General features: G+C 35.0%; 21 protein-coding genes. 16 read left to right on the forward strand and 5 right to left on the reverse strand.

Features of this window, described 5'->3' with window-relative positions:
* Positions 1-2: 2 nt before the first annotated feature.
* The 7 genes from R1X58_RS06875 to R1X58_RS06905 all read left to right on the forward strand — a co-directional run bounded on the left by R1X58_RS06875 (position 3) and on the right by R1X58_RS06905 (position 8,017).
* Entirely contained in the window at positions 3-1,679 is a 1,677-nt protein-coding gene (locus R1X58_RS06875) for a BatD family protein (RefSeq protein WP_394804319.1), read from the forward strand.
* A complete protein-coding gene (locus R1X58_RS06880; protein ID WP_240572615.1) occupies positions 1,679-2,686 on the forward strand; it encodes a vWA domain-containing protein in 1,008 nt (335 codons plus the stop codon). Before R1X58_RS06875 ends, R1X58_RS06880 begins: the two co-directional genes overlap by 1 nt.
* A gap of 37 nt (positions 2,687-2,723) precedes the next feature.
* A complete protein-coding gene (locus R1X58_RS06885) occupies positions 2,724-3,761 on the forward strand; it encodes a vWA domain-containing protein (protein ID WP_240572616.1) in 1,038 nt (345 codons plus the stop codon).
* Between the two features lie 108 nt (positions 3,762-3,869).
* Entirely contained in the window at positions 3,870-4,745 is an 876-nt protein-coding gene (locus R1X58_RS06890; protein ID WP_240572617.1) for a tetratricopeptide repeat protein, read from the forward strand.
* Between the two features lie 82 nt (positions 4,746-4,827).
* Complete coding sequence (locus tag R1X58_RS06895) at positions 4,828-6,600, forward strand: BatD family protein (protein ID WP_240572690.1); 1,773 nt, start codon at positions 4,828-4,830, stop codon at positions 6,598-6,600.
* Position 6,601: 1 nt separating this feature from the next.
* Positions 6,602-7,351, forward strand: a complete 750-nt coding sequence (locus R1X58_RS06900; RefSeq protein WP_240572618.1) for an SH3 domain-containing protein — start codon at positions 6,602-6,604, stop codon at positions 7,349-7,351.
* A gap of 39 nt (positions 7,352-7,390) precedes the next feature.
* The gene (locus R1X58_RS06905; protein WP_240572619.1) at positions 7,391-8,017 is read left to right on the forward strand and encodes a carbonic anhydrase; all 627 of its coding nucleotides are present in this window, start codon (positions 7,391-7,393) and stop codon (positions 8,015-8,017) included.
* 1 nt (position 8,018) lies between these two features.
* Here the strand turns inward: R1X58_RS06905 and R1X58_RS06910 are convergent, their stop codons facing one another.
* Positions 8,019-8,561 carry a CvpA family protein gene (locus R1X58_RS06910; RefSeq protein ID WP_240572620.1) on the reverse strand — a complete coding sequence of 181 codons (543 nt, stop codon included), beginning with the start codon at positions 8,559-8,561 and terminating at the stop codon, positions 8,019-8,021.
* A 73-nt stretch (positions 8,562-8,634) separates the two neighbouring features.
* On the opposite strand from R1X58_RS06910, the gene R1X58_RS06915 reads away from it, so the two are divergent.
* From R1X58_RS06915 to R1X58_RS06945, 7 genes are all read left to right on the forward strand, one after another.
* Positions 8,635-8,991: a hypothetical protein gene (locus tag R1X58_RS06915; protein ID WP_240572621.1), complete on the forward strand. Its 357-nt coding sequence runs from the start codon at positions 8,635-8,637 to the stop codon at positions 8,989-8,991.
* A gap of 128 nt (positions 8,992-9,119) precedes the next feature.
* Positions 9,120-10,139, forward strand: coding sequence for a phenylalanine--tRNA ligase subunit alpha (gene pheS, locus R1X58_RS06920; protein ID WP_240572622.1), 1,020 nt, complete (start codon positions 9,120-9,122; stop codon positions 10,137-10,139).
* Between the two features lie 217 nt (positions 10,140-10,356).
* The gene (locus R1X58_RS06925) at positions 10,357-11,481 is read left to right on the forward strand and encodes an efflux RND transporter periplasmic adaptor subunit (RefSeq protein ID WP_240572623.1); all 1,125 of its coding nucleotides are present in this window, start codon (positions 10,357-10,359) and stop codon (positions 11,479-11,481) included.
* An 11-nt stretch (positions 11,482-11,492) separates the two neighbouring features.
* On the forward strand, positions 11,493-14,630 hold the full coding sequence (locus R1X58_RS06930) for an efflux RND transporter permease subunit (RefSeq protein ID WP_240572624.1): 3,138 nt from the start codon (positions 11,493-11,495) through the stop codon (positions 14,628-14,630).
* Between the two features lies 1 nt (position 14,631).
* Positions 14,632-16,062, forward strand: coding sequence for a TolC family protein (locus tag R1X58_RS06935; protein ID WP_240572625.1), 1,431 nt, complete (start codon positions 14,632-14,634; stop codon positions 16,060-16,062).
* A 97-nt stretch (positions 16,063-16,159) separates the two neighbouring features.
* Positions 16,160-16,738: a TetR/AcrR family transcriptional regulator gene (locus tag R1X58_RS06940; RefSeq protein WP_240572626.1), complete on the forward strand. Its 579-nt coding sequence runs from the start codon at positions 16,160-16,162 to the stop codon at positions 16,736-16,738.
* Positions 16,739-16,777: 39 nt separating this feature from the next.
* Positions 16,778-17,173: a hypothetical protein gene (locus R1X58_RS06945; RefSeq protein WP_240572627.1), complete on the forward strand. Its 396-nt coding sequence runs from the start codon at positions 16,778-16,780 to the stop codon at positions 17,171-17,173.
* A gap of 63 nt (positions 17,174-17,236) precedes the next feature.
* Here R1X58_RS06945 and R1X58_RS06950 read toward each other — a convergent pair whose 3' ends face one another.
* Positions 17,237-18,238, reverse strand: a complete 1,002-nt coding sequence (locus tag R1X58_RS06950; RefSeq protein ID WP_240572628.1) for an NAD(P)H-dependent glycerol-3-phosphate dehydrogenase — start codon at positions 18,236-18,238, stop codon at positions 17,237-17,239.
* A gap of 133 nt (positions 18,239-18,371) precedes the next feature.
* On the opposite strand from R1X58_RS06950, the gene R1X58_RS06955 reads away from it, so the two are divergent.
* Entirely contained in the window at positions 18,372-19,313 is a 942-nt protein-coding gene (locus R1X58_RS06955) for a nicotinic acid mononucleotide adenyltransferase (RefSeq protein WP_240572629.1), read from the forward strand.
* A gap of 87 nt (positions 19,314-19,400) precedes the next feature.
* Here R1X58_RS06955 and nadD read toward each other — a convergent pair whose 3' ends face one another.
* The 3 genes from nadD to R1X58_RS06970 all read right to left on the reverse strand — a co-directional run bounded on the left by nadD (position 19,401) and on the right by R1X58_RS06970 (position 21,502).
* On the reverse strand, positions 19,401-19,979 hold the full coding sequence (nadD, locus tag R1X58_RS06960; protein WP_240572630.1) for a nicotinate (nicotinamide) nucleotide adenylyltransferase: 579 nt from the start codon (positions 19,977-19,979) through the stop codon (positions 19,401-19,403).
* Positions 19,980-20,050: 71 nt separating this feature from the next.
* Positions 20,051-20,623, reverse strand: a complete 573-nt coding sequence (gmk, locus tag R1X58_RS06965) for a guanylate kinase (RefSeq protein ID WP_240572631.1) — start codon at positions 20,621-20,623, stop codon at positions 20,051-20,053.
* Positions 20,624-20,644: 21 nt separating this feature from the next.
* Positions 20,645-21,502 (reverse strand): YicC/YloC family endoribonuclease, encoded by an 858-nt coding sequence (locus R1X58_RS06970; RefSeq protein ID WP_240572632.1) that lies wholly within the window; start codon positions 21,500-21,502, stop codon positions 20,645-20,647.
* Between the two features lie 249 nt (positions 21,503-21,751).
* On the opposite strand from R1X58_RS06970, the gene R1X58_RS06975 reads away from it, so the two are divergent.
* Positions 21,752-23,578 carry a LamG-like jellyroll fold domain-containing protein gene (locus R1X58_RS06975; RefSeq protein ID WP_258226838.1) on the forward strand — a complete coding sequence of 609 codons (1,827 nt, stop codon included), beginning with the start codon at positions 21,752-21,754 and terminating at the stop codon, positions 23,576-23,578.
* Positions 23,579-23,634: the final 56 nt, after the last annotated feature.

Below are 23,634 nucleotides of genomic sequence, written 5' to 3' on the forward strand. Positions count from 1 at the left end.
ATATGAGTTACAAAATGAACATTATGAATCAAAAATCTAAAGGTCAAAACCTTCCGATTTCAATCTTGTTTTCTGTATGTTTTGTATTGTTTTCGTTTGTTGCCGGTGCGCAGGTTAAATCGACTATCGATTCTACGTCTATTAAAATCGGACAACAAATTACCTATACGGTTTCTGTGGAAACCGATTCTACGAATCTGGTTGTTTTTCCTGAAGGACAAACCTTCAATCCTTTGGAAGTTATCGATTCTTACGATATAGATACATTAAAAAAACAGGATAAATTCAACCTGATTAAAAAATACGGATTAACGCAGTTCGATTCAGGGGCTTATACTATTCCGAGACAAAAAATTATTGTTGGTGATAAAACCTTTTTTACCGATTCGTTACAGGTAGAGGTAAGAAATGTGGTTATAGATACTACAAAACAAGGGCTTTACGATATTAAACCTATTATTGAAGTTGAAAAACCAGCGAGTATTTGGTGGAAATATGCGTTGGTAGCTTTATTAATTATAGGCGCTATTGCATTCCTGATTTATTGGTTTATCTGGAGAAAGAAACCGTTAACAGAAGAAGAGGAAATAGCTTTGTTGCCTCCTTACGACCGTGCAAAACTGGCTTTAAAAAAATTAGATGAAAGTCATTATTTAGAGAATGATGAAATTAAAGATTACTATTCCGAGTTAACCTTTATCATTAGAAAATATCTCGACGAAAAAGTTTACGATCGTGCATTAGAAAGTACAACTGATGAGTTAATTAGCCGATTAAAATTACTGAAAGATGGTAATCAGGTTGATATTAGTCAGGAAGACATTAAAAATCTTGAAAGCATCTTAAAACGTGCAGATTTGGTGAAATTTGCGAAATCTGCGGTAGACGTAGAATTGGCTAAATTAGATAGAAAAACCATCGACTTAGAAATCGATCACGTAAAAGAAGCTCTTCCAGAACCAAGTGAAGAAGAAAAGCTTCTGGATGAAAAATATAGAGCCGAGCAGGAACGTAAAAAGAAACGAAACAAAATCATTTTAACGGTAGTTATTAGTTTATTCCTGTTAACGGCAACCTTTGTTGGTTTCGGAATTAAATATGGTTTTGGTTATGTAAAGGATACCATTATTGGTCACGAAACGAAGGAACTTTTAGAAGGCGAATGGGTAACCAGTGATTATGGTGTGCCACCGGTAACCATTTCTACGCCTAAAGTGTTAAGACGTACAACGCCTGAATTACCAGAAGATATTGCACAACAAATAGATTTAACTCAGTTTACTTATGGTAGTTTAATTGATCGTTTTTATGTTGTTGTAACGACAACTAAAATTAAAAATTTAAGTCAAAATCAAGGGCAGGAGAATAAAATCGATTTGCAAAAAGCCTTAGATAACAGTTTGAAGGTTTTAGAACAAGCCGGAGCTCAAAATATAGTTACAAAAAGCGAAAAGTTTACCACACCTAACGGTGCTGAAGGATTAAAAGTATTCGGAACTTTAGATATGCCTGTGCCAAATACCGATAAATTTGAAACAGCTAATTATGCTATTTTAGGTTTTACATCCGGAAGTGTTATTCAGCAAATTAGTTTAACATGGAAAAAGAATGATACTTATGCAGATCAGATGGTAGAGCGTATTTTAAACTCAGTTGAACTTAATAAATCAGAAAAGTAATGTTTGAAGGGATAGAGTTTTTAAACAAAGAATTTTTCTGGTTACTGTTATTGTTACCATTAGCTATTTTGTGGTATGTGTTTAAACATAATAAACAAACAGCCGAGTTAAAAATATCAAGCATTAAAGGGTTTAAAGTCACAAATTCGGTGTTGCCGAAATTTAAACACCTGCTTTTTGCACTACGATTATTGGCTTTAGGTTTATTAATTACAGCTTTAGCCAGACCACGCACGGTTGATGTGTCGACGAAAACAAAAACAACTCGCGGTATCGATATTGTTATGGCGATTGACGTATCGGCGAGTATGTTGGCGAAAGATTTACGTCCAAACCGTTTGGAAGCACTTAAAAATGTTGCAGCCGAATTCATTAAAGGAAGACCAAACGATCGTATTGGTTTGGTGGAATACGCCGGAGAAAGTTATACCAAAACCCCAATTACCAGCGATAAAACCATTGTATTACGTTCGTTAAAGGAGATTGAATATAATACCGTTATTGAAGGCGGAACTGCCATTGGTATGGGATTGGCCACTTCGGTTAACCGTTTAAAAGATAGTAAAGCCAAGAGTAAAGTGATTATTCTATTAACCGATGGGGTAAACAATTCAGGGTTTATAGACCCTAAAATTGCAAGTGAGTTAGCTGTTGAATACGGTATTAAAGTCTACACGATTGGGTTAGGAACAAATGGTATGGCGCTGTCTCCGGTGGCTATAGACCCAAGAACTGGTGAATTTCAATATGGCCGTATTCAGGTTGAAATTGATGAGGTTTTGTTAAAGGAAATTGCTAAGGTGACAGGGGGCGTGTATTTTAGAGCGACAGACAACAAAAAGCTTGAGGATATTTACGAGGAAATTAATAAACTGGAAAAAACAGAAATAGAAGAATTTAAATATTACAACTACGACGAAAAATACCGTCCGTTAGTTATTTTAGCAGGTTTCATGCTACTTTTAGAATTCTTGCTACGTAACACTATTTTTAGAAGTTTTGTTTAATTCAATTAAACAATTCCAAGAAAGATAAAGAGAGAATATGTATCAATTAGAAGAGAAAATATGGTTTTGGGTATTAGGTGTTATTCCGGTAATAATCCTATTCTTTTTGGTGCTTCAAATATGGAAACACAGGGCACAACGTAAATTTGCCGATAAAGCTTTGCTTAAGAGATTAAGTCCTAATACATCATTGTTTAAATCGGTATTAAAGGTTATTGTTTTAAGTCTGGCTTTTGCATGTTTGGCTATTGCTTTGGTAAATCCAAAAGTAGGTTCTAAATTGGAAACTGTAAAGCGTGAAGGTGTAGATGTGGTTTTTGCTGTCGATGTTTCTAAAAGTATGTTAGCCGAAGACATTGCGCCCAACCGTTTGGAAAAAGCAAAGCAGCTGGTAACACAAATTATTAATAATCTGGCAAGCGACCGTGTTGGTATTATCGCATATGCGGGAAAAGCATTTCCGCAGTTACCAATTACAACCGATTATGCGTCTGCAAAAATGTTTTTGCAAGGCATGAATACCGATATGTTATCGTCGCAAGGAACAGCAATCAATGAAGCCATTAAATTAGCAACCACTTATTTTGATGATGAAGAACAAACCAACCGTGTTTTAATCATTATTTCTGATGGGGAAGATCACAGTGAGCAGGCTGCGGCCGTAGCTGAGCAAGCTAACGAACAGGGCATTCGTATTTTCACCATTGGAGTAGGAGATGTTAAAGGAGGTCCTATTCCAGAGAAGCGAAATGGTGTGCTTTTAAACTACAAGAAAGATAGTAACGGCGAAACGGTTATTACAAAATTAAATGAAGAAACACTTAAAACCATTGCCAGCGAGGCTAATGGAGTTTACATAAATGGAAGGAATACTAACGAGGTTGTAGAAAGTATTCGAGACATTTTAAACAATATGGATAAAAAGGAATTTGAAACCAAACAGTTTGCCGATTTTAAAGATCAGTTTCAGTGGTTTTTAGGCTTCGCTATTTTCTTTTTATTGCTTGATATTTTCTTATTAGACCGTAAAACCGCCTGGTTAAAGAAATTGAATTTATTTAATGAAAACCTATAATTTCCGCGAAAGCGGAAATCTTATTAAAGGGATTTAAAAAGAATATTTTATATAATTTTTAACTATCAAAAATATAGGGTTTTATATCTTAGAATTATAAAATTAGTGATGAAAAACTTAGTATTAATCATATTATCATTATTTGTTTGTAATGCTTTTGCTCAGGATGAAGAAGCGCAAAAGCTTGCTTTGTTGGCACAAAAAAAGGCCGATGGTTATGTCTATGAAGCTAATAATTTAATCGAGGATGACGATTTTGTTTCAGCAGAGATGGCTTACAGAAAAGCAGTTTCAGAACAACCATCATCTGTTGCAGGAATTTATAATTTAGGCAGCTCATATATTAAAAAAGGAAATATAGATGAAGCCTTGTACCGTTTAGAGCAGGCTACTAAAACAGCGACTTCAAAATCTGAAAAACATAAGGCATTCCACAATATTGGGAATGTATTAATGGAGAATAAGAAGTGTAAGGAAGCTGTTGAAGCTTATAAAAATGCTTTAAGGAATGATCCTTCAGATGAAGAAACCCGTTACAATTTAGGGTTGGCTAAAGTATGTGCTGAGCAACAAAAAGATCAGGATCAGCAGGATCAGGACGAAAATAATAAGGATAATAAAGATAATCAGGATCAGCAGAAGGACAAGGATCAGGAGAATAAGGAAGATCAGCAAAACAAAGACGATAAAGATCAGGGCGACGACAAAGACGATCAGAATAAAGATAATAAAGACGAAGGCGACCAGGATAAGAAGGATGGAGATGATAAAGAAAATGAAGATGGTAAGCCTAAAGACGAAAAAGATGATAAAGGACAGGGCGATGAGAAAGAACAGCCTCAGCAACCTCGACAAGGACAAATGTCGCCTCAGCAAATAAAGAATTTATTAGAAGCCATGAATAACCAAGAGCAAAAAGTTCAGGAAAAAATGAACGCAGAAAAGGTTAAAGGCGTAAAAATAAAAACAGAAAAAGACTGGTAAACGGATAGACGATTTTCAGTTTACAAATTGCAATTTCAAACGAAATCCTATGGGTAAACAAAAGATCTAATGTCGTAATATGATGAAACTTATAAAACACATAACCTTTCTGTTAGTTATACTATTTACAAGTATTTTAACAGCACAAGTAACCTTTGAAGCAAAAGTAAGCAAGCAAACTTTAGGTGTTAACGAGCGCCTGCGCATCGACTTTGAAATGAATCAGGATGGCGATAATTTTAATCCTCCCGATTTTTCAAATTTTACTGTTGTTGGAGGTCCAAATCAGTCGGTTAGTAATTCCTGGATTAATGGTGTGCGCACCTTTAAAAAAACATACAGTTATTTTTTAGCTCCTAAAAGCCGTGGATCATTTACCATAAATCAGGCGTCTATAACTATAGATGGGGAAGTATATAAAACAGTACCTGTTAAAATTGAAGTGACTGCAGCAGTCGATATCCCAAAGGATCCTAATAATCCGGATTATATAGCTTCGGAAAGTGTGCACTTAGTGGCTGAGGTCTCAAAAGAAGATCCTTATTTAAATGAAGCGATTACTGTGGTTTATAAACTTTATGTGTCGCCTACAGTTGCTGTCGATAACTGGAATGAAATTGACACGCCTCGTTTTAATGATTTTTGGAGTCAGAATATAGATACCCAAGGACAAAAAGTACAAAACGGAACCTACAAAGGTGAAAATTATCGCTTCTTAGTATTACGTAAAACCGTGTTATATCCACAGAAAACAGGTGAATTAATTATTGAACCTCTTACATTGGATATTGCTTTACGCGTACCTACAAATCGTCGCGATATTTTTGGAGGGGTGTTAATGACTCGAACTAACAGAACGGTTTCTGCAGGAAACAGAACGATTCATGTAAAAGCCTTGCCAGAAGCCGGTAAACCATCGGATTTTACCGGTGCTGTGGGAGATTTTACTTTCGATGTTACCGCCTCTAAAAAGGAGTTAAGTGCGGCAGAATCGCTTCAGCTTAAAGTTGCTGTAAAAGGTAACGGTAATTTAAAACTATTCAAGTTGCCAAAGGTATCTTTACCAAGTTCATTGGAGGTTTACGAACCGGAATACAATGAAGAGGTGAGGACTAATTTATCGGGCATGCAGGGAAGTATTTCAGATAGTTATACGGTAGTGCCGCAGTATAAAGGTAAATACCCGATTCCGAGTATTTCATTTTCATATTTCGATTTAAAAACGAGAACCTATAAACGTTTGTCGTCGGAGGAAATGGTTATTGATGTTTTAGAAGGTCCTACCAATAATACTTCTCCAAATAACGTAGGAACTGCAAGTACGGTAAAACAAGCCGTGACACTAAATAACGATCAATTTGCGTTTATAAAAACAGATACGGCATTTGAGAGCATGAAACGTTCTCAGTTTTTCAAGACTAATATATTCTGGAGTTTATTATTATTTCCGTTTTTAGTAATCCCGATAGCTATTGTTATTAGAAAACAAAAAGCTGTTCGCGATGCCGATGTTTACGGAAATAAAATTCGTAAGGCAGATAAACTGGCAAGAAAGTATTTAGGTCATGCCAAGAAATCTTTAGGTAAAAAAGAAGAGTTTTATATTGCTTTGGAGAAAGCATTACATAATTATCTAAAAGCAAAACTGCATATCGAAACCAGTGATTTAAGTAAAGAGAATATTACTGAATTACTAACTGAAAAGCAAGTAGAACATGATGTGGTTAAAGATTTTAAAAGCATATTAGAGAGCTGCGAATTGGCACGATATACGCCAATGGATATTGCGACCATGAAGGAGGATTACGATAAGGCGGCGAAGACCATTTCTTTAATAGATAAACAGGCACGATAAGATGAAAAGGTTATTATTTACACTTTTAGTTTTGGTAAGTTTTGGAGTGTTTGCTCAAAATCAGACGCTTTTTGAAAAAGCAAATGCACTTTATAACGACGGAAAATATGCTGAAGCTATAGATAAGTATGAAGCAATCTTAGCTACTAAAAATGAATCGGCAGAATTGTATTTCAACTTAGGAAATGCCAATTATAAACTGAATAATATCGCGCCAAGTATTTATTATTTCGAAAAGGCTTTACAATTAGCGCCTAACGATGCCGATATTAAAAATAATTTAAGTTTCGCAAGAAACATGACCATTGATGCCATTGATGTATTGCCTGAAGGTGGTATTGCTAAATTCGTTAAAAAGCTTACCAATACCATGAGTTTTGATGGATGGGCTAAATTGGCGGTAGCTTTCGTTTTCAGTTTTGTTGTTCTGTTTTTAGCTTATTACTTTGCGTATTCAACCATTAGAAAGCGTATGGCATTTATTGGAAGTTTAGCCGCTTTGGTATTAATTTGTGTAAGTTTATCATTGGCTTTTCATAAATATAATTTAGATAAAAGAGACCGACCTGCCATAGTGTTTGTTCAGGAGAGTAAAGTAAAGAGTGAGCCGAACAATAGAAGTGAGGAAGCCTTCAGACTTCATGAAGGTACAAAGGTTCAAATTCTCGATACCGTTGAAGACTGGAAAAAAATAAAACTCGCCGATGGAAAATCGGGCTGGATTGCCAAGCAAGATATTAAAGCCTTGTAATGTTTTTTAGCTTACCTTTAAATTCGTAATTTTTGTACTATGAATTTAGAGCGCGTATTTGAAAACAATAAGAAATGGATTGAAAGCAAACTCGAAGTCGATCCTGATTATTTTGAAGCCTTAGGCGAAGGTCAAAATCCTGATTTGTTATTTATTGGATGTTCCGACAGCCGTGTAACGGCCGAAGAACTTATGGGCTTAGGGCCAGGCGAAGCCTTTGTACACCGTAACATCGCCAACATGGTTATTGCAACCGATTTAAATGTCATGTCGGTTATAGAATATGCCGTAATGCATTTAAAAGTAAATCATGTGGTAGTTTGCGGGCATTATGCCTGTGGAGGAGTAAAAGCAGCCATGCAATCGGCCGATTTGGGAATTTTAAATCCTTGGTTACGAAACATTCGTGATGTTTACCGACTTCATAAAAAGGAATTGAATGCCGTTGAGAATGAAGAGAAAAAGTATGAACGTCTTGTAGAACTTAATGTTCAGGAACAGTGTGTAAATCTTATTAAAACCTCTGCGGTACAAAAAGCAGTGCGCGAACGCGGATTAAAAGTACATGGTTGGGTATTCGATATTCACACAGGAGAACTTATCGATTTAAAAATAGATTTTGAAGCCATTCTTGAAAAAATACGGGAGATTTACCACCTAGATTAAATTAAATAGATTGGGTTTCCATACTTGGTTCAGCCTCATTTTCTTCATCGTCTAAAATATTCTTTTTGTTCAAAATACTCGGGAAAATCATAGGAGCTAAGGACTTTACGGGTTCGTAAAGAACCGAGTCTTCTAAGTTTTCTTCACTGGCAAACGGCAGGGTTTTATTCATCGAATCGAAAACGATTAAAATCACACTTAAAATCAAACCTATTTTTAGAGCTCCGAAAATGCCTCCCAAAGCTTTATTTATAATGCCCAATGCCGCAAAATCGGCAAGTTTTGTAAGAGCCTTTCCAGCAAGAGCAATAACTAAAACAATAACAATAAATGTAATAGAGAACGATACAATATTTACGTATTTTTCATCCCAGTCTACATTATCTTCAACAAAAGATCCAGCATAATTACTAAAGTGAATCGCACCGTAAACCCCGGCAATTAATGCAACTAAAGAGGCAACTTCTACAAATAGCCCTTTTGAGAATCCTCTAATTAGTCCAAATAACAGTAAGGCCAGTAAAACGATGTCTAATACACTCATATTCTATAAGATTTTTAACAAATATAAATTAACTTTGCGACTTCGTAGGCATAGTCTGCAAAACACAATATAAATGGCAAGAGACGAACAATTAAAAGAGCGATGGGAATTAGTGGTAGAGAAACTTTCTGCACAGTTTGCCGATGGCGATAGGTTAGATTTAGATGCTATTATTTATCTTATTGGTGTTCAGGAATTGGGCCAACCGCACCTGAAGTTTAAAAAAGATCATAAGTTAGATTTAATGCACATTGCTATTTGTCGCCTTTTAGAACCTTACGGATATTACGAATTCGATTATTTCGACGACGATAAATGGCCACACTACAAGGTAAAGGCGCAGTTGCCACATTTAAAAGCCGGTGAGCAAAGTGTATTAATGAAAGAGGCTATTGTAAATTACTTCCTCGAAGCCGAATATATCGATTAAATTCTGGGCGTTACCCTTAAGGGTCGGGCTTTGCGTTTCAATCTTTTGTAAAAACAAAAGGATTTACACTACAATCCCTAACGCAACTAAACAAAAAATAGTAAATTTGCCATCATTTTAAGGATGTTATGATAGATAAGATAAAAGAACTTATAGCCGAAGCAGATGCGTTTAAAGCGCAAACTAAGGAAGAGGTAGAGGCTTTCAGAATTCAATATTTAGGAAAAAAAGGATTATTAAACCAGTATTTTGCCGAGTTTAAAAATGTAGCAAACGAGCAAAAGAAAGAGTTTGGTCAGGCCGTTAATGCCCTAAAGAAAGCAGCTGAAGAAAAAGTAAATGCCTTAAAAGAGGAGTTAGAAAGTAAAGAGGAAGTAAAAGGTGTTTACGGCGATTTATCACGTCCGGGAGCCCCAATTAATTTAGGAGCTCGTCACCCAATATCTATAGTTAAAAATCAAATTATTGATATCTTTTCGAACATTGGGTTTAACGTTAGTGAAGGTCCGGAGATTGAAGATGACTGGCATAACTTTACTGCATTAAACTTACCGGAATACCATCCGGCACGCGATATGCAGGATACCTTCTTCATTCAAACCAATCCAGACGTATTATTACGTACACACACCAGTTCGGTACAGGTGCGTTATATGGAAAAAAATCAGCCGCCAATTCGTACCATTTCACCAGGTCGTGTGTATAGAAACGAAGCTATTTCGGCACGTTCGCACTGTTTTTTCCATCAAATTGAAGGATTGTATATTGACAAAGAAGTAAGTTTTGCCGATTTAAAACAAACATTACAATATTTCACAACGCAGTTATTTGGGAAATCTAAAATCCGATTACGTCCGTCGTATTTCCCATTTACCGAGCCAAGTGCAGAGATCGATGTGTACTGGGGATTAGAAACAGAATCTGATTACCGTATTACTAAAGGAACCGGTTGGTTAGAAATTGGAGGTTGTGGTATGGTAGACCCGAATGTTCTTGAAAACTGTAATATCGATTCTAAAGAATATTCAGGTTTTGCATTTGGTGTGGGTATCGATCGTATTGCGATGTTATTACATCAGATTAACGATATTCGTTTATTAAGTGAAAACGATGTGCGTTTCTTAGAGCAGTTTAAATCAGCTTTATAAAAGCATCAAAATATATAGAATTAAGCCGGTGAGAAATTATCGGCTTTTTTGTTTCTGTGTTTTGTCTTGAATTGATAGATTTTAAAAGGAATTGTTATGTGTTTAAGTTTAAATAACTAGCCGCGTTTATTTTTTACTTTATTGATATTCAGAAAATTATTTTAATATTCAAAAATAGAGTTGTATTTTTAAAGGAAGACCAAGTAAAACCAATCCTATGAAAAAAAAATACATACCATTTTTACTTCTTGGAATTCTCGCTTTTTTATTTTCGGGCTGTGGAGATAAAACTGAAACAAAATCTCAATCTACTGCGCCTTTGCCATTTCCTGTGGCAGAATTAAGACCGGTATCGGTTACAGGGTATGAAGAGTATCCTACAAGTATAGAAGGCATTGTTAATAGTAACGTAAGAGCGAAGACATCTGGATATATACAGCAGGTATTGGTTGATGAGGGGCAGCAAGTACGCAAGGGTCAGTCGCTATTTAAGCTAGAAACTCAAACGTTGTCTCAGGATGCGAATGCAGCTAAAGCTCGCGTAAATGTAGCTCAGGTTGAAGTCGATAAGTTAATTCCATTGGTCGACAAAGGTATTATTAGCGAAGTTCAATTAGAAACTGCCAAAGCTAATTTAGAACAAGCTAAGGCAAACTATAACAGTATTGTTGCTAATATAGGTTACGCTACTGTAAAAAGTCCTGTTGATGGGTATGTGGGAGCTATTAATTTTCGAGAAGGTTCTTTAGTAAGCCCTAACGATGCTATGCCATTAACCACTGTTAGTGATATAGAGGAAGTGTACGCGTTTTTTAGTTTAAATGAAGCGCAGTATGTTAATTATCTGCAAAGTGCTAAGGGTCAGAATAAAGTCGATCGCATTAAAAACTTACCTCAAGTAAATCTTATTTTGGCTAATGGCCAAGTGTATTCAGAAAAAGGAACCATAGAAACCAGTACAGGACAAATTAATACCAATACAGGAACCATTAATATTAGAGCTAAGTTTGATAACCCTAATGAAATCTTAACTAATGGTAATAGCGGAAATATTAGAATTCCAACCGAATATAAAAATGTTATAGTGGTTCCGCAATCGGCTACCTTCGAACAACAAAAGGATGTTGTTATTTATACTTTAGGAAGCGATAATAAAATTAAGGCAACTGTAATTAAAGTATCGGGAGCTGTAGATAATTTATATGTTGTTGAGTCTGGGCTTAAAGCAGGTGATAATATTGTAGTTTCAGGACTTAGTAAGCTTAGAAACAGTATGGTTATAACGCCAAAGCAAGTCGATTTTGATAGTGTTATAAAGCCAATCGCACCTATGTTTAAATAATACCTGAAAGCATGTTAAAAACATTTGTAGAAAGACCAGTGTTATCGACGGTAATATCTATTATCGTTGTAATTTTAGGTGTAATGGGGCTTGCTACGCTTCCTGTTGAACAATATCCCGATATTGCCCCGCCAACCATTACAGTTAATGCAAACTATGCTGGAGCCAGCGCAGAAACCATTATGGAGAGTGTTGTTATTCCTATTGAAGAACAAATAAATGGTGTTGAGGGAATGACCTATATTACTTCTGTAGCTTCAAATGCAGGTACAGCAACCATTACTGTTTTTTTCGATCAGGATACAGACCCAGATATTGCCGCTGTAAATGTTCAGAATCGAGTTTCTCGAGCAACACCTTTATTACCTCAGGAAGTAATTCAGGCTGGAGTGCAAACCAATAAGCAACAAACTTCCGCGTTAATGTTCTTGTCGTTTTACTCTACTAATCCGGATTACGATGGTATATTTCTTCAGAATTATTTAAAAATAAATGTTATTCCCACGATGCAACGTGTAAAAGGGGTAGGTAATGTTACGGTATTTTCTTTACAGGATTATGCGATGCGTATCTGGTTAAAACCAGAAAAACTAACCGCTTATAATATTAATCCATCAGATGTCGTTGCTGCATTAAGAGAGCAAAGTTTAGAAGCTTCGGCAGGAGCTTTGGGAGAAAATAGTGGAGAATCGTTTTCATACACCATAAAATATAGCGGCCGTTTTAAAACCGAAGAACAGTATAGCGATATTATTATTAAAGCTTTGAATAACGGGCAGTATTTACGTTTAAAAGATATTGCCGATATAGAATTGGCAGCGCAGTCTTATGCATATAGCGCAAGCACTTTAGGTTACCCTAGTGTGAATATGGGGATTTTTCAAACCTCTGGGTCTAACGCACAAGAAATTATTGAAACGATTAAAAGTGAACTGGAACGATTAGAAAAAGATTTTCCAGAAGGGATTGAACTCATCATTCCATTCGATACCAATGAATTTTTAGAGGCTTCTATTGAAAAGGTGGTTCACACCCTTGTAGAAGCTTTTATTTTAGTGTTTCTTGTGGTTTTCATCTTCTTACAGGATTTTAGGTCGACTTTAATTCCTGCTATAGCTGTCCCAGTAGCCATTATAGGAACCTTCTTTTTCCTGAATGTTTTTGGTTTCTCGGTGAATTTATTAACGCTTTTTGCTTTGGTACTTGCCATAGGTATTGTTGTTGACGATGCCATTGTGGTTGTCGAAGCAGTACATGCTAAATTAGATCAAGGAGAAAAGGATGGCAAAAAAGCGACTCTTGATGCGATGCATGAAATAACAGGAGCTATTATTTCTATAACTTTAGTTATGGCTGCAGTATTTATACCGGTAACCTTTGTACAAGGCCCAACAGGGGTGTTTTATAAACAGTTTGGGGTAACCTTAGTTGTGGCGATTTTAATTTCTGCTCTTAATGCCTTAACCTTAAGCCCTGCGTTGTGTGCATTGTTTTTAAAAGGGCATGACGATGAACATCACCATAAAAATAAAAATCTTTTACAACGATTTTACGCAGCCTTTAATGCCGGTTTTAGTGCTATAACAGAACGCTACGGACGGTCATTACGGTTCCTGTATAAAAATAAAATTGTTACACTTTTAATATTGGTTTTAGCTTGTGTTGGTATATGGTGGTCGGCTAAAACAACGCCAACGGGTTTTGTTCCAAGTGAAGATAGAGGTGTTTTGTTTTTAGATGTTCAGTTACCTCCCGGAGCTTCAGCCGATAGAACTATGGCTGTTACCAATTTAATTTATGAACGAGGAATGAAAATAGAGGGCGTTGAGGCCATTACTGTGGTTAATGGTAGAAGTTTAATAAACGGAGCAGGAAGTAATTATGGTTTAGGCTTTATTAAACTTTATGATTGGAGTGAACGTGAAACAGAGGAGTTGTCGGTAAACGCGATTACCAAAAAGTTTTTTGCTATGGCAGCTCAAATTCCCGAAGCAAAAATAATTTTCTTCGCACCGCCAAGTATTCCAGGTTTTGGATTGTCGTCTGGTTTTGAAGTCAACCTTTTAGATAAATCTGGGGGTGATGTTAAAGGTTTAGATGAATCTACTCAGAACTTTTTGAGTAGTTTAATGAAGCACCCAGAAATTCAATATGCTCAAACAGCTTTTAATACAGGATATCCACAGTATGAATTAGAGATAAATGTACCAGTAGCCAAAAAATATGGGGTGTCGGTAAGTAGTATTTTTTCAACATTGCAAGGGTATATTGGGGGAATTTACGCAGCAGATTTTGCTCGGTTTGGTAAACAGTATCGCGTATATATTCAGGCCTTACCAGAAAATCGCACCGATTTAAGTTCCTTGAATAAATTATATATCAGAACAGGAAGTGGAGATATGGCACCAATTACTCAGTTTGTGTCATTAAAAAGAGTTTATGGTCCTCAGTCTGTAACGCGATTTAATCTGTTTAGTTCAGCGAAAATTACCGGAGCGTCAAATCCGGGTTATAGTTCGGGTGATGCCATTGCTATTGTAAATCAAGAAGCCGAAAATTTACCCGCAACTTTAGAAATAGCATATTCTGGATTATCGAGAGAAGAAGTAAGTGCAGGAAATCAAACCACGATAATATTCATGTTGTGTTTATTGTTTGTTTACTTTTTGCTGTCAGCACAATACGAAAGTTACATTTTACCATTATCGGTTCTGTTGTCGTTACCTGTTGGGATTTTTGGTGCCTTTATTACTACCCGATTAATGGGGTTAGAAAATAATGTGTTTTTCCAGATAGCTTTAATTATGTTAGTTGGTTTATTAGCTAAGAATGCCATTTTAATTGTAGAATTTGCTATTCAAAGAAGACGCCAGGGCGAATCGTTAGTCGATGCTGCCATTCATGGAGCCAAAGCGCGTTTACGACCAATTTTAATGACTTCTTTTGCATTTATTTTAGGATTAATGCCTTTGGTATTGGCTAAAGGCGTTGGGGCCGAAGGGAATAAATCTATTGGAACCGGTGCTGTCGGAGGTATGTTAATAGGAACCATTTTGGGTGTGTTTATTATTCCAATTCTATTTATTGTATTTCAGTGGTTACAAGAAAAAGTATCTCGAAAACCTATAACTAAAACTATTGAATCGTGATATGAAAGTGTCGTATATAACATACAAGCATTATAATAAAGGCCTTTTGGTAGTTCTTTTGGCTTTTGTTTTTCAGGGGTGTTTTGTCGCTAAAAACTATGAGCGCCCTGAGTTGGAAGAAACTGAAGATTTATTTAGAACAGACAATTTACCAACCGACAGTCTTTCTATGGCTGATGTGTCTTGGAAGGAATTGTTTACCGATGAATATCTTCAGAAATATATTGATTCTGCACTTCAAAACAATTTAGATATTCGAATAGCAATTCAGCAAATTGCAATTTCTCAAGCCTATTTAAAACAGGGTAAAGCAGGTTATTTTCCCACTTTAAATGGGAGTGCCTCGGCTTCAAGAACCTATTTTTCAGAAAATAGCCAGCAGGGAATTGTTTTAACTCCTTTGGGTAGAGATCATGTCGATCAGTTTGATCTTTCAGGAACAATGGCATGGGAAGCAGATATCTGGGGGAAAATTCGAAGTACAAAACGTGCTTATGAGGCCGGTTTGTTGCAATCGGTAGCGGCACATCAGGCTGTTAAAACCCAATTGGTATCTCTTATAGCTTCAACCTATTATCAATTATTGGCTTTAGATGCGCAATTAGAAATAACAAAACAAACTGTGGTTACTCGAGAAAAGGGCGTCGAAACTATAAAGGCATTAAAAGAAGCCGGACAGGTAACTCAGGTAGCGGTCGATCAAAATATTGCTCAGTATAATAGTGCTAAAGTTTTAGAAGTGGATTTAGAAGCTGCTATTTTTAAAGCCGAAAACACTTTAAGTATATTACTAGGCATTACGCCTCAAAATTTTGAACGAAGTCATTTAGATAGTCAGCATATCGATACTGAATTAAAATTGGGTGTGCCAGCAACTCTTCTAAGTAACCGTCCAGATGTGATGCAGGCCGAATACGGATTAATACAGTCGTTTGAATTAAGTAATGTCGCTCGAAGTTATTATTATCCATCATTAACGCTTACTGCTTCTGGAGGATTACAAAGTTTAAATTCAAATAACTGGTTTGATGCGAGTTCCCTTTTTGTAAGCATGCTTGGCGGATTAACACAACCTATTTTTAACGGAAGACAAATTAGAACCCAAAACGAAGTTGCAAAAGCACAACAAGAACAGGCACTGCTTAATTTTAAGAAAACAATTTTAGTTGCAGGAACAGAAGTTTCAAATGCTTTGTATATGTACAATGCCGAAATAACAAAATACGATTTTGTAAAAAATCAGGTGGAAGCTTTAAGGAAGGCTGAAGAGAATTCAGATGAATTATTACAAAATGGTTTCGGAACTTATTTAGATCTTTTAACTGCCAGAGAAAACGTGTTAAATGCTGAATTAAATATAATTGATAATAAGTTACAGCAACTCTTGTCGATTATAAATTTATATCAGGCCTTAGGTGGAGGGTGGAAATAATATGAGAATGAGGTTCTGTTAGGGAATTTTAGGGCGTCTTATGTATTTTTAAATTAAGCTTCTTACCTTTGATTTTTGAAATAATAGGTTTTTTTAAATGACTACAAAGGAAGAGGTTTTAGAGTGTTCGGTTTCAAACTTTACCAAGTTTGGAAGCAAGCGTTTTACAATGGATGAGCTTGCTTCAGAGCTTGGAATTTCAAAAAAAACAATTTATAAGTTTTTCGATAGTAAAGAAGATTTAGTCATTCAATGTGTCGAGTTACTGATTAAGAATTACAAAAATGAATTAACAAGTATTGAAGGCGATCCTATTTCCTCCATCATTTTAATCTACAAAAAGGCTTTTCAACATATAGCTCATTTTAAACCATCATTCATTTTTGGTCTTAAAAAATATTATCCTAAGGCTAATTTGGTTTTCGATGAGTTTAGGGATTATATCTTAAATACCATTATTTATCCGTTTTTATTAATAGCTCAAACAGATGGTATTATTAGGCCTGAGGTTAATTTAAGGCTGTTTTGCGATTTGTATTTTGTTCGTTTCGAGGAGATAGCACTTAAGAACAATACCTTTTTTGATAATTATACCAATGAAGAACTTTTAAATCATTTTATCGTTTATAACTTACAAGGGATTACTGTTGAAGGTTATAAAATAGATTTTGAATAGTTTATTACTTTTGCAACATAAATTTAGAGTGATAAACCAATGAAAAAAGATATTGAAATTCCAAAAGTAGAAGGTGTTTATGTGGCGGTAGTAAATGAGTATAACGATATTTATAAAACTCAGGATTGGAATGCTTACATAATTAATGATAAAGACGTTGATTTAGATGTTGTTCTTATCGTAACAAACGGATATAGTGATCAAAAAATAACGTCAACTTTTAGAAAAAAATTAGATAAACTTCCGGCGAAAAGTTATGCTAAAATAGAATTAATTCAGGAAGAGCTTTTTGCTTTGAATAATCAGTTTAAAGTAACGTTTTTTGAAGGGAACCAAATGTTTGAAAAGACCTATCTGTTCAGAAAAAATACGATTAACCTAAAGGCTTTACAACCGGTACCATTAATGAAAGTAAAAGGTGTAGTTGTAAAGTAGTTTGCAATAATAAAATAGAAAAGGCATCAAATATTTGATGCCTTTTTGTTTTAAATCTTTAGTCTAATCCAGTTTCTCGGTTAACTTCTTAAATACCTTTTTAGGGTCTTTGTTTTCGTAAAGCACTTCGTAAACCGCATTTATAATGGGTAACTTTGTTTTGCTTTTGTTTTTTTCGTTTAGTAAGTGTGCACTTTTAGTAGCATAATAACCTTCAGCAACCATACTCATTTCCATTTGAGCCGATTTTACGGTGTAACCTTTACCAATCATATTACCAAACATGCGGTTTCTTGAGAAAATGGAATATCCGGTTACAAGCAAATCACCTAGGTAAGCCGAGTTGTTAATGTTACGTTTCATTTTGTGCATCTTTTTAATAAAACGTTTCATCTCTCTAATCGAGTTACTCATTAAAACAGACTGAAAGTTGTCTCCATATCCCAAGCCATGCGCAATACCTGCAGCAATGGCGTAAATGTTTTTCAACATTACAGCATACTCAACGCCAACAACATCATCATTAACCTTGGTTTTTATGTAATCGCTGGATAGGTTTTTAGCAATGGACTTTGCTTTACCGGTATCTGCACAAGAAATAGTTAAATAAGATAAACGTTCTAAAGCCACCTCTTCGGCGTGACAAGGACCGGCAATAACAGCGATGTTTTCAAAAGGAATATTGTAAACATCATGAAAATGTTCACCAACCAGTAATCCGCTTTCAGGCATAATTCCTTTAACAGCAGAAACAATAATTTTCTTTGAAATATCGATGTTTAATTTTTCAAGCTCGCTGTGCATAAATGCAGATGGAATAGCGAAGATTAATACATCGGCAAAAGCAGCAATTTCATTAATGTCGTTACTTATTTTTAACTGCTCTAAATGAAATTCAACCGAACTTAAATAATTAGGATTATGTTGCTCTTTTAGTAAGTGTTCTTTGGTGTACACGCTACGCATATACCAACCAATTTCATCTAAATTTTCGCAAAGCATTTTAACAATAGCCGTTGCCCAGCTTCCAGCGCCAAACACCGCATATTTTAAAGGTTTTTCCATGAAAAGTTTAAATGTTTAATACTGAGCAAAAGTACACAAAATATTCATTGTAGGGATGTGAAGAAATTATTAAACAATTTTTTTGGCACGCGTTTTGAAACTCTAAAGTCAGTAACTCAAAAAACGAATGACTATGAAGACTGTAAAATTACTTTTAAGCTTTGCGCTAATATCAACACTTTTCACATCCTGTTATCAGGAAACAGTAATAGTGGAAGAAGAACCAGGAATATCGTTAAATCAATTATTAAATTCTTACGAATTATGGTATGTCGATATCAATAGTACTGCTGGTTACGGTACGACACCGTTTTTACAGAAAGCATTTACCATATCGTTTAGAAATGGCGTAGTGTATGCAAATAATAATATTGTTGGTTTAGGTGAAAGCGGAAATGGCTTCGGAATTGATATAGGAGAATATGATACTTATGATATGATTTTAGATGTGAATCATGATATTGATGGTTTTGAAACTTTTGATGTCTATCAGATAGATAACAATACTATAGAATTGTATAATCCGAAAAATAAAACCTCTTATTTTTTAGATGGCTATCAACGAAGCAATTTCGATTACGATTTTGTGTTCTACGATAACATTCATTATTTTTTACAGGAATACGATGCTTGGGAAAAGACGTATACCAGTGATTTCGGAGCTTTAAACGAATTTGATAATGAAAACTTTTTACAGTTTTTAGCAGGAGGAAATGATTCAGAATTTAGAAGTTCGCAAGATAACTCAGGTACTAGTGTCAATAATTTAATTTGGGATTACACCGGTATCTATGGTGTAGGTGATGTTGCCGGAGATATGTACCTTAAAACTTTAACATTAGATTATGATTATTTCGACAATGAATATTTTGAATTGAGCGTTATAAATGACAGTAAGATAGAATTGTATCATCCGTCGTCGCAATCGGTTTACCAATTCACTGGGCGTGGATACATTCAATATTTAAAAACAGCAGATACAAAAGGCAAAACAGCAACTTCTGAAATCACAGAGAAAATGCGTAAGCCTAGAAAAGATAAAGTAGAAAACCCGAGAACAAGTACAAGGGGATAACAATTTTTGGTTGGTTATTTAGTAGTTAAGAGACCGCTTTAAAGAGACTTCTTTAAGCGGTTTCTTCGTTTTGGAGTTTTGAAAACGTTACCTGTAAAAAAGCATATCATCAATATGTTCCCAAACGTGTGCCGGTAACATAGGCTTTACATTTTTACCTTCTTTTATAGACTTTCTAATAAAGGTTGAAGACAATTCCATTACCGGGGCATCGATATGATGAATTTTAGGGTGGTTATCGAAAATCGTCGTTTGCTGTTCGCCCGAAATTCTTGGGTACACATAAATATGATGGTTCTCTAAAATAACCTGATAGTTTTTCCACTTATGGAAGCTTTTTAAATTGTCTTCACCCATAAGTAAAGCAAATTCATGCTTCGGATATTTTTCCTGTAAGTGTACCAGTGTGTTTACTGTATAATTGGGTTGAGGCAGATTGAACTCAATATCGCAAGGTTTAAGTTTGTCGTAATCTTTAGTGGCACGATGCACGAGTTCTAATCTATCGAAGTTATCGAGTAAACTACTTTTGTTTTTAAAAGGATTGTGGGGTGTTACTACAAACCAGACTTCATCTAAATCGCTATGTTCTGCAATGTGGTTAGCAATAATTAAATGGCCCACATGAATAGGGTTAAATGAGCCAAAATACAATCCGATTTTCATAGTGTAAGTACTGTGTTTTTTATGGTTTTAAAAACGCCATAACTACAAGGTAATTATGGCGTGATATTGTTTTACGAGTTAATGAAGTCTCTAACCAGTTTTTCGGCTTCTTCTAGAGCGTGCTCCAAGGTGTCGTTGACCACAATTTTATCGAAAAGTGGTGCGGTTGCCAATTCAGCAGAAGCTTTCGAAACCCGCATGCTTATCTTTTCTTCACTTTCGGTTTTACGGTTTTTTAAACGAATCTTTAATTCATCGATGCTTGGCGGTTTTACGAAAAGTGCCAAAGTTTGCTCAGGGAATTTTCGTTTTATGCGTAATCCTCCTGATACATCGATATCGAAAATAACGTGTTTACCCATAGCCCAGATACGCTCGACTTCACTTTTTAAAGTTCCGTAAAAATTATCGCGGTATACTTCTTCCCACTCTAAAAAATCTTCGTTTTTAATGTGTTTTTTAAAGTCTTCAAGCGATAAAAAGTAGTAGTCTTTGCCATCTACTTCGTTGCCGCGTCTTTCACGGGATGTTGCCGATATTGAAAATTCTAAATTTAAATCTTCAATACCTAATAAGTGTTTTACTATGGTTGTTTTTCCTGAGCCTGATGGGGCTGAGAATACAATAAGTTTACCTTGATTCAATGTTATTGTGTTTAGGTATTATTATAATACGTTTAATAATTGTTCTTTAATTTTTTCCAGTTCGTCTTTCATCTGTACGACTAACTGCTGCATTGGTGCATAGTTACTTTTTGAACCAATAGTATTGATTTCACGGCCCATTTCCTGAGAGATGAAGCCTAATTTTTTTCCGTTAGAATCTTCAGAATTGATAGATTCTATAAAGTAGTTTAAGTGATTTTTTAAACGCACTTTTTCTTCGGTAATATCGAATTTTTCAATGTAATACACCAATTCCTGTTCGAAACGGTTTTCGTCGTATTTCTCTTTTAACTCTTCAACACCTTTAAGTAAGCGCTCGCGAACCCCTTGAACACGCTCCGGATCCATCGCTATTACCTGTTCAAGAATGTTATCGATGGTTGAAACTCTGGCGTTAAAATCCTGTTCTAAAACTTTTCCTTCGTCTAGTCTGTGATTGTTTAAATCGTCTACCGCTTTATGAATTTCAGCTTCTATTAGTTGCCATTCGTTTTCGTCAATTTCTTCACGCACGGTATTTAAAGCATCAGGAAAACGCACCGCCATTTTAAGTAATTCAATGTCGTTACCATCAACCACTTGTCGTAGTTGTTCCATATATTGTTTAACAACAGGCGTATTGATTTGCGTTGAAGTGTCTTCGGCAGTAGCTTCTACATATATAGAGAAATCTACTTTACCGCGTTCTAACTTATCAGCCAGAAGTTTTCTAATAGACAATTCTTTTTCTCTATATATAGATGGCATTCTTGCGTTTAAATCTAAATTTTTGCTGTTAAGAGATTTTAACTCAATAGTTACCTTTTTTGTAGGCAATTGCAAAACCGATTTACCATAGCCTGTCATTGAATATATCATAAACAAAGTGTTTTAAAGGGTACAAAGGTATGTAATTTAACTTTTAGATGTTTAAATTGTGTTTGCAGTAAAATTGGTTTTATGCAGTTGTGTAAAACTGAGGGTTTAATTAATCTTGATTTTTCGTATCTTTAGTAGGAAAGCCCCTTGTGAATTTTTTATTCATAATTCATGAAAACTAATAATATTAAAGCAGTTTCTAGAGAAGAGGGTTTTGTAAATAAGCTCAAAGGTATAGTATTAGATAACTTGAAAAATGAGCAATTTGGAGTTGAAGATTTATCAAAGGAATCGGGTTATAGTCGTTCTCAGCTTTATCGTAAAATTAAATTGATTAATGGTAAATCCATTAGCAAATTTGTTCGTGATATACGTTTAGAGGAAGCTTTGAAACTTATAGTTAAAAGCGCTTTGAGTATTTCTGAAATTGCTTATGAAGTGGGATTTAGTAGTCCGAATTATTTCAGCCGATGTTTTCATGAAAAATATAATTATACGCCTTTGGAAGTGCGGTATATGGCAGATAATGAAGGTAAGAATAAAATTCTGCAAAAGTTTATTGCTCCTAAAAGAGGACAGATTAGAAAGAAGAAGGTTTATTATCTTCCAATTACAAAAAGACATTATATTGTTTGGATTATATTTTCATTAATTGTTGTGTTTGTTTTTACTGCTCTTGTAAAGGATAATAGTAAGAACCAATTGCATAAACCAGTATTGAAACATGCTTACACCTTTGAAAATGGAGTAGCTAATGATGTTGTTGGAGATGCAGACGGAATTATTAGAGGTGATGGTGAGATTGTAAATGGATTATTTATAACAGATGAACAGGGGGAGTATTTAGAACTGCCTGGTAAAAAAATAAGAATTAATGAATACTCAGCGATAACTTTAGAGGCTTATGTAATTGCAGGAAAGGGTAATGGAACCTGGACAATGGTATCATACTTTGGTGATAGACAGAATGAAATTGGTGTTAATTATATTTATCAAACTTTAGTAAATAATGGGAACAGTGGATCTACCATTTCATGCTTAAATTATAAGGATCCATGGGCAACAGGGAGCAATATTTACTCGCCGAGTATTGAGGATGATGAGTTTCATCATATTGTAACAACTTATGATAACAATGAGATGAAATATTATTTAGATGGAAGTGTAGTCAGTATTCGTCCTTCCCTAAATTCAGATAACCTCATAAAAAATTTAAGTAACAAGCTTGCTTATTTAGGTAAATCAGGATTCTCACAAGACCAAACATGGTTCGGCGCTATAGATACATTCAATATTTATGAGGGTATACTTGATGAGGAAACTATTAGAAATTCAGCAAAAAAATATGTAAACCGCATATTGCAAGACAATAGTGTTCATGTTCCGAAACCTGTGTTAAAGCATTCGTATACGTTTGAAGACGGAACAACCAATGATGTTATTGGGAATGCTAATGGAATAATTAAAGGAGATGTAGAGATTATAGATGGTTTGTTTGTTACAAATTCTTCAGGAGAATATTTAGAACTACCTGGAGAGGAATTAAAGATTAATGAATATGCTTCGATTACATTGGAGACTTTTATTTTAGCAGGTAAAAATAATAATGCACTCTACACTACACTAGCTTACTTTGGAAATGTAAGGGGGAATAATGGGGTTGATTATATAGGGATGACAGCAAAGCATAATCAAAGGAGTGGCGTAGTTTTGTCATGTAAAAATTATTCATCCCGACCATGGTTAACGACTATTGGGATATTATCTGATGAATTAATAGATGGTAAATATCATCATATGGTGATTACATTTGATAATAATTTTCTGAAATTTTACATTGATGGGGTTTTAGAGGATGCACGAATAAACCTTCGTAAAAAATCTAACATCATTGCAAATATTAGTGATAAACTTGCCTATTTGTGTTATTCGGGATATAGTAATCCAGGAGATCAAACTTGGTTTGGAGCTATTGATACATTTAATATCTACGAAGGTGTTTTAGATGCTGAAACTATTGCAAATACAGCAAAGCAATATTTAAAGGATTCGAAAAGAAAAGAACAGCTAAAGTAATGATTGACGATATATAGCTTAGGCAATAAGCATTACTGCTGTTCTCTTGTTTTATA

It is taken from the genome of Aestuariibaculum lutulentum, from assembly GCF_032926325.1.
In the GTDB taxonomy this organism is placed as follows: Bacteria; Bacteroidota; Bacteroidia; order Flavobacteriales; family Flavobacteriaceae; genus Aestuariibaculum; species Aestuariibaculum lutulentum.

Excerpts from the sequence above, each read along its gene's own strand:
- R1X58_RS06895 (WP_240572690.1), top strand. The coding sequence starts at position 4,828 with ATGAAACTTATAAAACACATAACCTTTCTGTTAGTTATACTATTTACA.
- R1X58_RS06925 (WP_240572623.1), top strand. The coding sequence starts at position 10,357 with ATGAAAAAAAAATACATACCATTTTTACTTCTTGGAATTCTCGCTTTT.
- R1X58_RS06970 (WP_240572632.1), bottom strand. The coding sequence starts at position 21,502 with ATGATATATTCAATGACAGGCTATGGTAAATCGGTTTTGCAATTGCCT.
- R1X58_RS06880 (WP_240572615.1), top strand. The coding sequence starts at position 1,679 with ATGTTTGAAGGGATAGAGTTTTTAAACAAAGAATTTTTCTGGTTACTG.
- R1X58_RS06950 (WP_240572628.1), bottom strand. The coding sequence starts at position 18,238 with ATGGAAAAACCTTTAAAATATGCGGTGTTTGGCGCTGGAAGCTGGGCA.
- R1X58_RS06885 (WP_240572616.1), top strand. The coding sequence starts at position 2,724 with ATGTATCAATTAGAAGAGAAAATATGGTTTTGGGTATTAGGTGTTATT.
- R1X58_RS06940 (WP_240572626.1), top strand. The coding sequence starts at position 16,160 with ATGACTACAAAGGAAGAGGTTTTAGAGTGTTCGGTTTCAAACTTTACC.
- R1X58_RS06955 (WP_240572629.1), top strand. The coding sequence starts at position 18,372 with ATGAAGACTGTAAAATTACTTTTAAGCTTTGCGCTAATATCAACACTT.
- nadD (WP_240572630.1), bottom strand. The coding sequence starts at position 19,979 with ATGAAAATCGGATTGTATTTTGGCTCATTTAACCCTATTCATGTGGGC.
- R1X58_RS06905 (WP_240572619.1), top strand. The coding sequence starts at position 7,391 with ATGAATTTAGAGCGCGTATTTGAAAACAATAAGAAATGGATTGAAAGC.
- R1X58_RS06910 (WP_240572620.1), bottom strand. The coding sequence starts at position 8,561 with ATGAGTGTATTAGACATCGTTTTACTGGCCTTACTGTTATTTGGACTA.
- pheS (WP_240572622.1), top strand. The coding sequence starts at position 9,120 with ATGATAGATAAGATAAAAGAACTTATAGCCGAAGCAGATGCGTTTAAA.
- R1X58_RS06900 (WP_240572618.1), top strand. The coding sequence starts at position 6,602 with ATGAAAAGGTTATTATTTACACTTTTAGTTTTGGTAAGTTTTGGAGTG.
- R1X58_RS06890 (WP_240572617.1), top strand. The coding sequence starts at position 3,870 with ATGAAAAACTTAGTATTAATCATATTATCATTATTTGTTTGTAATGCT.
- R1X58_RS06945 (WP_240572627.1), top strand. The coding sequence starts at position 16,778 with ATGAAAAAAGATATTGAAATTCCAAAAGTAGAAGGTGTTTATGTGGCG.
- R1X58_RS06915 (WP_240572621.1), top strand. The coding sequence starts at position 8,635 with ATGGCAAGAGACGAACAATTAAAAGAGCGATGGGAATTAGTGGTAGAG.
- R1X58_RS06935 (WP_240572625.1), top strand. The coding sequence starts at position 14,632 with ATGAAAGTGTCGTATATAACATACAAGCATTATAATAAAGGCCTTTTG.
- R1X58_RS06930 (WP_240572624.1), top strand. The coding sequence starts at position 11,493 with ATGTTAAAAACATTTGTAGAAAGACCAGTGTTATCGACGGTAATATCT.
- R1X58_RS06875 (WP_394804319.1), top strand. The coding sequence starts at position 3 with ATGAGTTACAAAATGAACATTATGAATCAAAAATCTAAAGGTCAAAAC.